This is a genomic window from Streptomyces sp. MspMP-M5 (assembly GCF_000373585.1).
Classification (GTDB): domain Bacteria; phylum Actinomycetota; class Actinomycetes; order Streptomycetales; family Streptomycetaceae; genus Streptomyces.
The window spans coordinates 1-14,090 of the sequence record NZ_KB891947.1; the positions used below are offsets into that span (position 1 = coordinate 1).

At 76.1% G+C, this 14,090-nt stretch carries 1 protein-coding gene and 1 pseudogene; both read right to left on the reverse strand.

The window, feature by feature from the left end; all coding sequences use genetic code 11:
* A partial coding sequence (locus B073_RS42285; RefSeq protein WP_018542847.1) for a type I polyketide synthase occupies positions 1 to 4,162 on the reverse strand: 4,162 nt, incomplete at its 3' end.
* A gap of 25 nt (positions 4,163 to 4,187) precedes the next feature.
* Positions 4,188 to 14,081: pseudogene (locus B073_RS42290) on the reverse strand (type I polyketide synthase); the annotation flags it as partial.
* Positions 14,082 to 14,090 lie beyond the last annotated feature (9 nt).

Consider the following 14,090-nt stretch of genomic DNA (forward strand, 5'->3'; position numbering starts at 1 on the left):
CGACGAGCAGGGCGGGGGTGCCCTCGCCGACCGCCTGCCACAGGGCCTCCAGGGCGTGCGGCGCGGGCATGGGCCGCAGACCGGCCCGGCGCAGTTGCCCGGTGTCCACGCGTCCGGCCATACCGTCTTCGGCCCAGGGGCCCCAGGCCACGGAGGTGGCGGGCAGGCCGAGCGCGCGGCGACGCTCGGCGAGGGCGTCCAGGTGGGCGTTGGCGGCCGCGTAGTTGCCCTGGCCGGCGTTGCCCAGCACCCCGGCCAGTGAGGAGAACAGTACGAAGGCGTCCAGCGGCCGGTCCTGGGTCAGCTCGTGCAGATGGTCGGCGGCGGTGGCCTTGGGTGCGGCGACGCGGGCGAAGCGGGCGGCGTCCTGGCCGTCGAGCACGCCGTCGTCGAGCACGCCGGCGCTGTGGAAGACGGCGCTCAGGGGCCGCTCGGCGGGGATGGCGTCCAGCAGGGCGGCGAGCGCGGCGCGGTCGGAGACGTCGCAGGCGGCGAGGGTCACCGTGGCGCCGAGGGCCTCCAGTTCGGCGCGCAGCCGCTCCGCGCCGGGGGCCTGCGGGCCGCGGCGCCCGGCGAGGAGCAGATGGACGCCGCCGCGGGCGGCCAGCGCCCGGGCGACGTGGGCGCCGATCCCGCCGGTGCCGCCGGTGACCAGGACGGTCCCGTGCAGGGTCGGCGGCGCCGCGGGGGCCAGCGGCAGTCGGGCGATGCGCCGGGCCAGCAGGCCGTCGGTCCGCACGGCGAGTTGGTCCTCCTCGCCGGTGAGCGCGGCGGCCAGCAGGTCGCCGGTGGCCGCCGGGTCGCCGACGGCGGGCAGGTCCACCAGGCCGCCCCACCGGTCCGGGTGTTCCAGGGCCACCACCCGGCCCAGTCCCCACACCTGTGCGGCGTCCGGGTCCGGCGGGCCGTCCCCGGCGTCGACGGCGCCGCGGGTCAGGCACCACAGGGGCGCGCTGGTCCGGGCGTCGCCGAGGGCCTGGACGAGGGTGAGGGTGGCGGCGGCCGCGCCGGCCGGGCGGTCCAGGGCCAGCGTGCTGAGCACGCCCTCGGCCGGTCCGGCGGCGGCCAGCGCGCCAGCCAACTCCGCCCGGTCGTCGCGGGCTTCGACCGGTACGACGTGGGCGCCGTGGGCGGTGAGCCACTCGGTGAGCTGCGGCTGCCGGCCGGTGCCGACGAGGAGCCAGGTGCCGGACAGCGGGCGTCCGGTGGCGGGCACCGGGCGCCATGCGGCGGTGTAGCGCCAGTCTGCGGCGGGCGTTGCGGTGGCGGTCAGTCGTGCATGCAGGGCGGGGAGCACGGTGGCCAGATCGGCGTCCTCGGGCAGGCCGAGTGCGCCGGTGAGCGCGGCGGGGCCGCCCTCCAGCAGCTCCCGCAGCCGGGTGTCCTGGCTCCGGGCGCCGCCGGCCGGCACGTCCAGCCAGTGCCGTTCGCGCTGGAACGGATAGGTCGGCAGGTCGAGGTGGCCGGCGTCCTTGGGCAGCAGCGCGGTCCATTCGGGCTCGGTGCCCTGGCAGTGCAGCCGGGCCAGGGCGGTGAGCGCGGACTGCGGCTCGGGCAGGTCACGGCGGAGCAGCGGCGCGGACAGTGCGTCCCGGTCGGTCAGGCAGTCCGCGAGCATGCCGGTCAGGACGCCGTCGGGGCCGAGTTCGAGGAAGGCGGTGACGCCGTCGGCTTCGAGGGTCCGCGCGCCCTGGTGGAACCGTACGGCCTCCCGTACGTGCCGCACCCAGTAGGCGGGGTCGGCCAGTTCCTCGGCGGTGGCGAAGGCGCCGGTGACGTTGGAGACGAGCGGGACGGACGGCGCGGCGCTGCGGACGACGGAGGTGACGGCGAGGAAGTCGTCGAGCATCGGGTCCATGCGCGGGGAGTGGAAGGCGTGGCTGACGTTGAGGAGCTTGACGGGGCGGCCCCGTTCCCGCCAGGCGTCGGCGATCTCGTCGACGGCGTCCTGGTCGCCGGAGATCACGACCGCGCGGGGCCCGTTGACGGCGGCCAGTCCCAGTCGGTCCTCCTTGCCGTCGAGCAGGGCGCGCACCTCGGCCTCCGTGCCCTTGAGCGCGGCCATCGCGCCGCCGTCGGGCAGGGCCTGCATCAGCCGGCCGCGGGCGGCGACCACCGCGCAGGCGTCGGGCAGGGACCACACCCCGGCGATCCGGGCGGCGGCGAGTTCGCCGATGGAGTGGCCGAGCAGCCGGTCGGGGCGGATGCCCCAGCTCTCCAGCAGGGCGGCCTGGGCGATCTGGAGGGCGAACAGGGCGGGCTGGGCGTACTCGGTGCGGTCCAGCAGCGGGGAGCCGCCCAGGACCACCTCGTGCAGCGGCTCCGCCAGGTGGGGTGCGAACGCCTCGCAGACCTCGTCGTAGGCGGCGGCGAACGCGGGGAAGATCTCGTACAACTCCCGGCCCATGCCGGGGCGTTGGCTGCCCTGGCCGGTCAGGACGAAGGCGAGCCGGCCGGCGGGCCGGGCGGTGCCGGTGACCGCCCGGCGGGATTCGGCGCCCTGGGCCAGGGCGGCCAGGCCCTCCTGAAGGGCCGGCAGGTCGCTGCCGAGGACGACGGCCCGGTGCTCGAAGCGGCTGCGGGTGGTGGCCAGGGCGTGCGCAATCCCGTACGGGTCGGTGTCGGGGCGGGCGGTGTACCACTCCAGTAGCGCGCGGGCCTGCTCGCGCAGGGCCGGTTCGGTGCGCGCGGACAGCAGCCAGGGGACGGGGCCGGGGCGGGCGGCGGACGGCTCGGCGGCGGATTCCTCCGGCGCGTCCGGGGCGGCGGGGGCCTCCTCGACGAGGACGTGGGCGTTGGTGCCGCTGATGCCGAACGAGGAGATCCCGGCGCGCCGCGGACGCTCGCCGCGCGTCCAGGGGCGCGCCTCGGTCAGCGGCAGGACGGTGCCCGGCGACCAGTCGACCTGGTCGCTCGGCGGGTCGGCGTGCAGGGTCGGCGGGAGCGTCCCGTGCCGCAGCGCCATGACCACCTTGATCACTCCGGCGACGCCCGAAGCGGCCTGGGTGTGGCCGATGTTGGACTTCACCGAGCCGATCGGGAGCGGGTCGGCGGGGTCGCGCGGCGGCCCGTGCACGGCGAGCAGCGCGCGGGCCTCGATGGGGTCGCCGAGCGCGGTGCCGGTGCCATGCGCCTCGATCAGGTCCACGTCCCCGGCGGACCACCCGGCGGCGTCCAGCGCGGCGCGCAGGACGCGTTCCTGGGAGGGGCCGTTGGGGGCGGTGAGGCCGTTGGAGGCGCCGTCCTGGTTGACCGCGGAGCCGCTGAGGACGGCGAGCACGGGGCGGCCGAGCCGGCGGGCGTCACAGAGCCGTTGCAGCAGCAGCACGCCCGCGCCCTCGGCGAGGCCGAAGCCGTCGGCGCCGGCCCCGAACGCCTTGCAGCGCCCGTCGGGGGCGAGCGCCCGCTGCCGGCTGAACTCGGCGAAGGCGGTCGGTGTGGTCAGCACCGTCACCCCTCCCGCCAGGGCGGCGGTGCACTCGCCGTTGCGCAGTGCCTGCGCGGCCTGGTGCAGGGCGACGAGCGAGGAGGAACACGCGGTGTCCACGGTCACCGACGGCCCCTGCAGGCCCAGGGCGTAGGAGATCCGGCCGGAGACCACGGCGCCGGTGGAGCCGGTGACCACGTATCCCTCGGCGGCCTCCCCCGCGTCCGCGAGCACCTGGCCGTAGTCCTGGATGTTGGAGCCGGCGAACACGCCGGTGCGGCTGCCGCGGAGCGTGCGCGGGTCGATCCCGGCCCGCTCCACCGCCTCCCAGCAGACCTCCAGCAGCAGGCGCTGCTGGGGGTCCATCGCGGCGGCCTCGCGGGGCGAGATGTCGAAGAACTCGGCGTCGAACCGGTCGGCGTCGTGCACGAAGCCGCCGGCCCGGCTGTAGCTGCGCCCGGGGGCGTCCGGGTCCGGGTCGTACATCCCGGCGACGTCCCAGCCGCGGTTGACGGGCAGGCCGGTGATGGCGTCCCCGCCCCGCGCGACCAGTTCCCACAGGTCCTCGGGGGTGCGGACCCCGCCGGGGTAGCGGCAGGCCGCCGCCACGACGGCGATCGGTTCGCGGGTGCGGTCCTCCAGTTCGCGGACCCGGTGCTGGGCGTCGCGCAGTTCGGCGCTCATCCTGCGCAGGTGTCGTCCGAGGCGTTCCTCGGTGGTGCGGTCGTTGCTCACTTCTTCTCTCCCACCCTGATCGGGCTCAGGCTTCGCCGAACTGCCGGTCGAGCAGGTCGAGCAGTTCCTCGGTGCTGTCGGCGGACTCCAGGGCGCCGTCGCCGCCCGGGTCCTGCGGCGGGCGGACGGCGGTCAGCAGCGCGTCGATCCGCGCGGCCAGGCGTCCGCGGGCGGTTTCGTCGTCGAGCGACCGGCGGATGTCCGCCGCCAGTTGGTCGATGCGGGTCAGTAGGGCCTCCTCGGAGGAGCCCGCGCCGTCGGTCAGCAACTCCAGCAGGTGCCCGCCGAGTTCGGCCGGGGTGGCGTAGTCGAAGACCAGGGTCGGCGGCAGGCTCAGACCGGTCGCGACGGCCAGCCGGTTGCGCAGTTCGACGGAGAGCAGCGAGTCGAACCCGGACTGCCGGAAGGCGGCGTCGGCCTCCAGCGCCCCGTCCCCCTGGTGCCCGAGGACGCTCGCGGCGTGCGCCTGGACGAGTTCGACCAGGGTCCGGGCGCGGTCCGCCGCGGGCAGTGCGGCCAGTCGTGCGCGCAGTGTGCCGCCCGCGCCGTCGGGTGCGCCCTGCTCGGCGGCGGGTTCGCCCGCCGCCTCCGGGATCTCGGCCAGCAGCCGGGTGGCGCGCCCGGAGGTGAAGACCGGCACGAAGGTGGGCCAGTCCACGGCGGCGAGGGCCACGAACGCCTCCTCGTCGGCCAGGGTCTGGTACAGGCCCTCGAAGGCCGTGTCGCGGTCGAGGAAGGGCAGGCCGCGGCGGAGCACCGCGTCGGCGTCGGTGCGTTCCTTGGTGATCTGCTCGTCCCAGATGCCCCAGGCGACGGAGGTGACCGGCAGCCCGGCCGCACGCTGCTGTTGGGCGAAGGAGTCGAGGAAGGCGTTGGCCGCGGCGTAGGCGCCGTGGTCACCGCTGCCCCACACCCCGGCGATGGACGAGAACAGCACCAGTTCCCGCAGGTCCGCGGGGTCGAGCAGGCGCGCGAGGTGGACCGCGCCGGCCACCTTGGCGTGCACCACCTCGGCGAACTCCGCCAGAGCGGTGGTCGCCAGGGGCGCGATGTCCAGGTGGGCGGCGGCGTGCAGGGCCGTGGTCACCCGGTGCCCGTCGGCGGTCAGGGTGGCCAGCGCGGCCTCCAGCGCCTGCGCATCGCGCACGTCGCAGGCCAGCACGGTCACGGCGGTTCCGGCGCCTTCGAGTTCGGCGGCCAGTTCAGCCATGCCGGGCGCCTGTGCGCCGCGCCGGCTGAGCAGGGCGATGTGGCGGGCCCCGCGGGCGGCCACGGAGCGGGCCAGGTGCGGGCCGAGCGAACCGTTGGCGCCGGTGATCAGCACGGTTCCCGTCGGCTGCCAGGCGGGCTTGGTCCCGCCGGCCGGGCGCCGGTGGCGTACCAGTCGGCGTACCCGGGCCTGGCCGGCGCGCACCGCCCACTGGTCCTCGTCGACGGCGCCGGCCAGGATGCCGAGCAACAACTCGGTGTCCCGTTCGCCGGGTTCGGCGGGCAGGTCCACCAGGCCGCCCCAGCGGCGCGGGAATTCCAGTGCGGCGACCCGGCCCAGGCCCCAGACCTGGTGCTGGCCGGGGTGTTCGGGCGCCTGGTCCCCGGCGTCCACGGCCCCAGTGGTGACGGCCCACAGGGGCGCGTCGGTGTCCTGCAGCGCCTTGAGGGCGGTGACGGTGAGCGCCAGGCCGGTGGTCATGCCGGGCAGTGCGGGGTGCGGGCGCTCGTCCAGCGCGAGCAGGGAGAGGACGCCGGTGAAAGTGGTCGCCTGCGCGGCGATCCGCGCGGCCACGTCGGCGGGGTCGGTGCCGTCGGGCTCCAGGGTCAGGCGGCGCACGTCCAGCTTGGCGGCGGTCAGCAGTGCGCAGAGGTGTTCGGCCGCCTCGGTGCCGGTGTCCAGGACGAGCCAGGGGCCGGACGGCCCGGTGCCGGTGTCCAGCGGCTGCGGGCGCCAGGCGGTGGCGTAGCGCCAGCCGTCCAGCACCGACTGCCGGTGGCCCGCGCGGCGCCAACGGGCCAGCGCGGGCAGCACGTCGGCCAGTCCGTCGGCCGGGCCAATCTGGGCGGCGAGTCCGTCGAGATCCTCGCGGTCGACGGCGTCCCAGAAGCGGGCGTCGGTCTCGGACAGGGGCGCCGGGGCGACCTGCGGGTCAAGCCAGAACCGTTCGTGCTGGAAGGCGTAGGTGGGGAGTTCGGTCCGGCCGCCGGGCTCGACGACGTCGTCCCACCGCACGGGCAGTCCCTGCACCCAGCCCTCGGCGAGGGACAGCAGCAGCCGGTCGCGGCCGCCGGAGCCGCGGCGCAGGGTGCCGAGGACGGTGCCCCGCGCGCCCAGCGTCCGGCTGAGGCCGACCGTGAGCACCGGGTGGGGGCTGGCCTCGACGAAGAACCGGTGGCCGTCGGCGGCCAGCGCCTCGACCGCCGTCTGCAGCTGCACGGTCTCGCGCAGGTTGCGGTACCAGTAGGCGGCGTCGAGTTCGTTGCCGGCGAGGCGGGTGCCGGTCACCGTGGAGTACAGCGGCACGGTGCCGTCGCGCGGCTCGATGCCGTCGAGTTCGGCGACGAGCCGGGTGCGGAGCACCTCCATCCCGGCGGAGTGCGAGGCGTAGTCCACGTCGATGCGGCGGGCCCGTACGCCGGCGTGCTCGGCCCTGGCCATCAGGGCGTGCAGGTCCTCGTCGGGGCCGGAAACCACCGTGGAGTCGGGGCCGTTGACGGCGGCGATGGACAGGGCGTCGCCGAGCCAGGGCATAAGGTCGGCGGTGGGCAGTTCCACCGAGACCATGCCGCCGGTGCCGGACAGCTCGCGCAGCAGGCGGGAGCGGGTGACGGCGATCCGTGCTCCGTCGGCGAGGGAGAGCGCCCCGGCGACGCAGGCGGCGGCCACCTCGCCCTGGGAGTGGCCGACCACGGCGTCGACGGTGACCCCGCAGGACTGCCAGACCCGGGCCAGGGACACCATCACGGCGAACAGGACGGGCTGGACCACGTCCACGTCCGCCAGCGCGTCCCGGTCGGTGTCGCGCACCACGTCCAGCAGCGACCAGTCCACCAGCGGCTCCAGTGCGTCCGCGCAGGCGCGCATCGACTCGGCGAACACCGCGTCGGTGTCCAGCAGTTCACGGGCCATGCCGGGCCACTGGGAGCCCTGGCCGGGAAAGAGCAGGGCGACGCGGCCGTCCGCCGCCCGGCCGGTGGCGGTGCCCGCGGGGGCGACGGCGTGCGGGTCGCCCAGGGCGGCGAGGCCGTCGAGGAGCGTCTCCCGGTCGGCGGTGACGACCGCGGCCCGGTGCTCGAAGGCGGAGCGCGCGGTGGCCAGCGGCCCGGCGAGGTCGGCGGGGCCGAGGTCCGGTGCGGTCAGGAGGTGGGCGTGCAGCGCCCGGGCCTGTGCGGGCAGCGCCTCCGGGGTGCGGGCGGAGAGGACGACCGGGACCGTGGTCGGCTCGGCGGGCTCCGGGCCGGTCAGCGGGTCACCCTCCTCCAGCAGGACGTGGGCGTTGGTGCCGCTGATGCCGAACGAGGAGACGCCGGCGCGGCGCGGCCGGTCGCCCGCGGGCCACGGCCGGGCCTCGTCGAGCAGGGCCACGGCGCCGGAGGACCAGTCCACCTCGGGGGACGGGGTGCCGGCGTGCAGGGTGCGCGGCAGGGTCCGGTGGCGCAGCGCCAGCACCGTCTTGATGACGCCGGCGACGCCGGCCGCGGCCTGCGCGTGGCCGATGTTGGACTTCAACGAGCCCAGGTACAGGGGCCGTTCGGGGTCGCGGTCCGGCCCGAAGACGCTCAGCAGCGCCTGGGCCTCGATGGGGTCGCCGAGGCGGGTGCCGGTGCCGTGGGCCTCGACGGCGTCGATGTCGGCGGGCGACAGTCCGGCGCGGTGCAGCGCCTCGCGTACGACGCGCTCCTGGGAGGGGCCGTTGGGGGCGGTCATCCCGTTGGAGGCGCCGTCCTGGTTGACCGCGGAGCCGCGGACGACCGCCAGCACCTCGTGTCCGAGCCGCCGGGCGTCGCTGAGCCGCTCGACGAGCAGCACTCCGGTGCCCTCGGACCAGCCGGTGCCGTCGGCGTCGGCGGAGAAGGACTTGCAGCGGCCGTCCCGGGCGAGCCCGCCCTGCCGGCTGAACTCCACGAAGATGTTGGGCGAGGCCAGCACCGTCGAGCCGCCCGCGAAGGCGAGGTCGCACTCCCCCTGGCGCAGCGCCTGGCAGGCCAGGTGGAGCGTGACCAGTGAGGTGGAACAGGCGGTGTCGACGGTGACCGCGGGGCCTTCCAGACCGAGCAGGTAGGACAGCCGGCCGGACATCACGCTGTTGCTGTTGGCGATGCCGAGGATGCCTTCGAGGCCGTCGGGGATGCCGTTGAGGCGGTTGAGGTAGTCGTTGTACATCACGCCGGCGAAGACCCCGGTGCGGCTGCCGCGCAGCTGTGGTGTGGGGATTCCGGCGTTCTCGAAGGTTTCCCAGGCGGTCTCCAGCAGCAACCGTTGCTGGGGGTCCATCGCCAGGGCCTCGCGCGGCGAGATGCCGAAGAACGCGGCGTCGAAGCCGGCGGGGTCGGTGACGAAGCCGCCCTCGCGGGCGTAGGTGCGGCCGGTGCGCTGCGGGTCGGGGTCGTAGAGGTTGGCCAGGTCCCAGCCGCGGTCGGCGGGGAAGGGCGTGATCGCGTCCCGGCCCTCCTCGACCAGCCGCCACAGCTCCTCGGGCGAGGAGACGTCGCCGGGGAAGCGGCAGCCCATGCCGACGATGGCGATCGGCTCGTCGTGCCAGGCCGTGGCCGCGGGTGTGTGCGCGGGGGTGACGGGCTCGGTGGCGGCCGCGAACTCGCGTTCCAGGCGGGCGGCGAGGGAGGCCGCCGTGGGGTGGTCGAAGACCAGGGTCGCCGGCAGCCGGGTGCCGGCGGCGGTGGCGAGCCGGTTGCGCAGTTCCACGGACATCAGGGAGTCGAAGCCGAGTTCCTGGAGCGGGCGTTCGGGGTCGATCCCGGCGGCGTCGGCGTGGCCGGCGACGGCCGAGATGTGCTCGCGCACCGTGCGCAGCAGCTCCGTGGTGCGGGCCGCGCCGTCGAGCCCGGCGAGCCGCTGGCCGAGGGTGCCGGTCGGGGCGGCGGGCTCGGCGGCCCGGGGGNTCGCGGGGGCCAGGGCCGTGAAGAGCGGGGCGGGGCGGGCGGCGGTGAAGGCGGGCAGGAACCGCCGCCAGTCGACGTCGGCCAGGACCGCGTCTCCCCCGGTGTGCAGCGCGTGCAGGAGCGCGTCGACGGCGTCGGCCGGGGGCAGCGGGGTCAGCCCGAGGCGGCGCAGTCGGTCGTCCAGGTCGGCGTCGACCATGCCGTCGCCGGCCCACGGGCCCCAGGCCAGTGCGGTGCCGGCCAGGCCGCGGGCGCGGCGGCGGGCGGCGAGGGCGTCCAGGGCGGCGTTGCCGGCGGCGTATCCGGCCTGCCCGGCGGCACCCCAGGTGCCGGAGATGGAGGAGAACAGGACGAAGGCGTCCAGTTCGGTGGCGCCGAGCGCCCGGTCGAGGGCGAGGGCGCCGGCGGTCTTGCCGGCCATGGCCGCGCGCAGCCGCTCGGGGGTGGTCTCCAGCAGCGGTGCCTCGTCGGCGATCCCGGCGGCGTGGAAGACCGCGCGCACCGGGGCGCCGCGCTCGGCCGCGTCCCGCAGCAGGGCGGCGGCCACCTCGGGGTCGGCCACGTCACCGGCGGTGATGCGTACCTCGGCGCCCAGCGCGGTCAGTTCGGCGGCCAGCTCGTCCGCGCCGGGTGCGTCGGGCCCGCGGCGGGAGACCAGCAGCAGTGTGCAGTCGGGGTGGGTGGCGAGCCGGCGGGCGAGGTGCCCGCCCAGCGCTCCCGTGCCACCGGTGATCAGTACGGTGCCCGACGGCGTCCAGGCGTCGCCGGCCGGTGCGGGCCGCGGGACGGGTACCAGCCTGCGGGCCAGCACCTCGTCCGCGCCGATGAGGACCTGGTCCTCGGTGACCGGTCCGGCGGCGGCCCCCTGGGCGAGCAGGCCGGCGAGCAGGCGGGCGGCCCCGTCCCGGACGGACGGGTCCATGAGACCTATCAAGCCGCCCCAGCGGTCCGGGAGTTCCAGCGCGGCCACCCGGCCCAGGCCCCAGACGGCCGCCGCGTCGGGGTCCTGCCGGGGGTCGCCGGTCAGGCACCAGGTGCGGGCGTCGATGCCGGCGTCGTCGAGCGCCTGCAGCGCGACGAGCAGGGTCTCCGGCCGGGAGGCCAGGACGAGCACTCCGGTGTACGGGCCTGTGGGGAGAGCGGCGGCCAGTGTGGCGCGGTCGGGCTCGGGGTCGACCACGACGGTGGTGGCGTGCTCCAACAGCCCGTCGGGGCACGGCTGTTCACCCGCGGCGTCCAGCACCAGCCAGGTGCCGGGAACGGCGCCGGCCTCGGGCGCGTCGACGAGGGGCTGCCAGACCACCTCGTGGCGCCAGGAGCCGGGGCGGGTTCCGGCGGCGTCCCTGATGCGGGTGCGCTCGACCTCGCGCAGCACCACGCCCGCCGACAGCGCGGGGGCGCCGGTGGTGGTGGCGGCCTGGAGGTCGACGGCGGTGTCGGAGATCCGCAGCCGGACGCGCAGGGCACCGGCGCCGGTGGTGTGCACGGCGGCCCGGCCGAAGGTGAACGGCAGCCGGACCCGGTCCTGGTAGGAGCCGTCGGTCAGCGGCAGCACGTGCAGGGCGCTGTCGAGCAGCGCGGGGTGGAGGGCGAACCGGGCGTCCTGCCGGCCTTCGGGCAGGACGACCTCGGCGTACACCTCCTCGCCCAGTCGCCACACGGCACGCAGTCCGCGGAAGGCCGGGCCGTAGCGGTAGCCCTGGGCGGTGAGTCGGTCGTAGTGGCCGTCCAGCGGTACGGGTTCGGCGCCGGCGGGCGGCCAGGTGCCGGCGGCCCAGTCCACGGCGGCGGGCGGCGTGGCGGCGCCCAGGGTGCCGGTCGCGTGGCCGGTCCAGCCGCCGTTCTCGTCGCGGGAGCGGATGACGAAGTCGCGGCTCGCCGCCCCCTCGTCGGGCGCCACCCACACCTGCACGTCCACGCCGCCGTCGGGCAGGACGAGCGGCGCTTCGAGGACGAGGTCGGTGACCTCCGTGGCGCCCACCTGGGCCGCGGCGCTCGCGGCGAGCTCCAGGAAGCCGGTGCCCGGGAAGAGCACGGTGTCGTACACGGCGTGGTCGGCCAGCCAGGGGTCGACGGAGGGCGAGAGCCGTCCGGTGAGCAGGACGCCGCCGGAGCCGGGCAGTTCGACGGCGCCGGACAGCACGGGGTGCGCCAGGCCGTCCATCCCGGCGCCGGAGGCCGGCGGCGCGGCGAGCCAGTAGGTGCGGCGCTGGAAGGCGTACGTGGGCAGGTCGACCAGGGTGCGGTCGGGGAGCACGGCGGCCCAGTCCACGGCGGTGCCGTGGGCGTGCGCGGCGCCGAGCGCGGACAGCGCGGTGCGGGTCTCGGAACGGTCGCGGCGGCAGGAGGGCAGGGCGGTGCACTCCCCCGTCAGCGGGGTCAGCACGGCGTCGGGCCCGATCTCGACGAGCACGCCGGTGGCGGGGAGGTTCCGCAGGGCGTCGGCGAAGCGGACGGTGGCGCGGATGTGGTCGACCCAGTACGCGGCGCGGGAGACCGGCTGGTCGGTGGCGGCGGAGGGGGCGAACGCCACGGTGGGCTCGTGGAAGTCGAGTTCCCGCACGACGGCGGCGAACGCGTCGAGCACGGGGTCCATCAGCGGCGAGTGGAAGGCGTGGCTGACCCGCAGCCGCGTGGTGCGCCGGCCCTGGTCGCGCCAGTGCGCGGTGACCGCCTCGACCGCGTCCTGGTCGCCGGAGACGACCACGGCGCCGGGCCCGTTGACCGCGGCGAGCGCCACCCGGCCGTCCAGGGTGGGGCGCACCTCCTCCTCGTCGGCGGCGACGGCCGCCATGGCGCCGCCCTCGGGCAGCGCCTGCATCAGCCGTCCGCGCGCCACGGCCATGCGGGTGCCGTGCTCGGTGCTGAGGACGCCTGCGACGACCGCGGCGGCGATCTCGCCGACCGAGTGTCCCGCGACGGCGGTGATGGCAACGCCCCAGGACTGCCAGAGCCGGGCCAGCGCCAGCTCGAAGGCGAACAGCGCGGGCTGCGCGTACTCGGTGCGCTCCAGCACCTCCGCGGGCTCGTCCCACATCAGCTCGCACAGCGACCGGCCGAGCAGCGGGTCCGCCACCGCGCACACCTCGTCCAGCGCCTCGGCGAACGCCGGGAAGCGGGCGGCCAGTTCTCGTCCCATGCCCGGGCGCTGCGAGCCCTGGCCGGAGAAGAGCAGGGTCACCCCGCCGGGGCCCGCGGTGACCGGGTCGACGTCGGCGAGCCCGGCCAGGATCTGGTCGCGGTCGCCGGTGACCGCGGCGCGGTGGTCGAAGCGGGCGCGGGTGCCGGCCAGCGTCCAGGCGACGTCGTCCAGCGGCAGTTCCGGGTGGGCCAGCAGGTGGCCGCGCAGCGCGGCGGCCTGGTCGCGGACCGCCTGCGGGGTCCGGCCCGACAGCACCAGCGGGACCGGCCCGGCGGCCGGCCGCGCGCCGTCCGTGGTCGGCTCCGGGTCGGTGAACTCCTCCAGGATGACGTGGGCGTTGGTGCCGCTCATGCCGAAGGAGGAGACCGCGGCCCGGCGCGGGTGGTCGCCGCGCTCCCAGGGGCGAGCCTGGTCCAGGAGCCGGACGGTGCCCGCGGACCAGTCGACCTCGTCGGTCGGGTTGTCCGCGTACAGGCTCTTGGGCATCGTGCCGTGCCGCATCGCGAGGATCGTCTTGATGATGCCGGCGACGCCGGCCGCGGCCTGGGTGTGGCCGATGTTGGACTTGAGCGAGCCGAGGTGGATCGGGTTGTCGGGGGTGCGGCTGGTGCCGTAGGTGGCGATCAGCGCCTGTGCCTCGATGGGGTCGCCCAGACGGGTGCCGGTGCCGTGCGCCTCGATCAGGTCGACCTCGGCCGCCGGGACGCGGGCGCTGGTCAACGCGGCCTCGATGAGGCGCTGTTGGGAGGGGCCGTTGGGGGCGGTCATGCCGTTGGAGGCGCCGTCCTGGTTGACCGCGGAGCCGCGGACGACGGCCAGCACGGGGTGGCCCCGCCGCAGCGCGTCGGACAGCCGCTCCACGACGAGCACGCCGACGCCCTCCGACCAGCCGGTGCCGTCGCCGTCGGCGGCGAAGGAGCGGCAGCGGCCGTCCCGGGAGAGCACCCGCTGCCGGCTGTACTCCTGGAAGTAGAGGGGGGTGGACATCACGGCGACACCACTGGCCAGCGCCATGTCGCACTCGTCGTTGCGCAGTGCCTGGCAGGCCAGGTGCAAGGAGACCAGCGAGGAGGAGCAGGCGGTGTCGAGGGTGATCGCCGGGCCCTCCAGCCCGAAGACGTACGACAACCGACCGGACACCACGCTGGACAGGTTCCCGGCGAGCAAGAAGCCCTCGAAGTCGCCTGGGGTGTCGGCCAGCCGGGAAGCGTAGTCGTCGTACATCACGCCGGTGAACACACCCGTGTTGCTGCCCCGTACGGCGGCCGGGTCGATTCCCGCGTTCTCGAAGGTCTCCCAGGCCGTCTCCAGCAGCAGCCGCTGCTGGGGGTCCATCGACATCGCCTCGCGGGGGCTGAGTCCGAAGAAGTCGGCGTCGAAGCGGTCCACTTCGGTGAGGAAGCCGCCTTCCCTGGTGTACGACTTGCCGACGGCGTCCGGGTCGGGGTCGTAGAGGTTGGCGAGGTCCCAGCCGCGGTCCTCGGGGAACGTGGTGATCTCGTCGCGCCCCTCGGCCACCAGCCGCCACAGGTCCTCGGGGGAGGCCACTCCGCCCGGGTAGCGGCAGCCGATACCGACCACGGCTATGGGCTCGGTGTGCTTCTCCTCCACTTCGCGCAGCCGGGTGCGGACCTTCTGGAGATCGGTCGTGGCCTTGCGCAGGTATCCGACAAG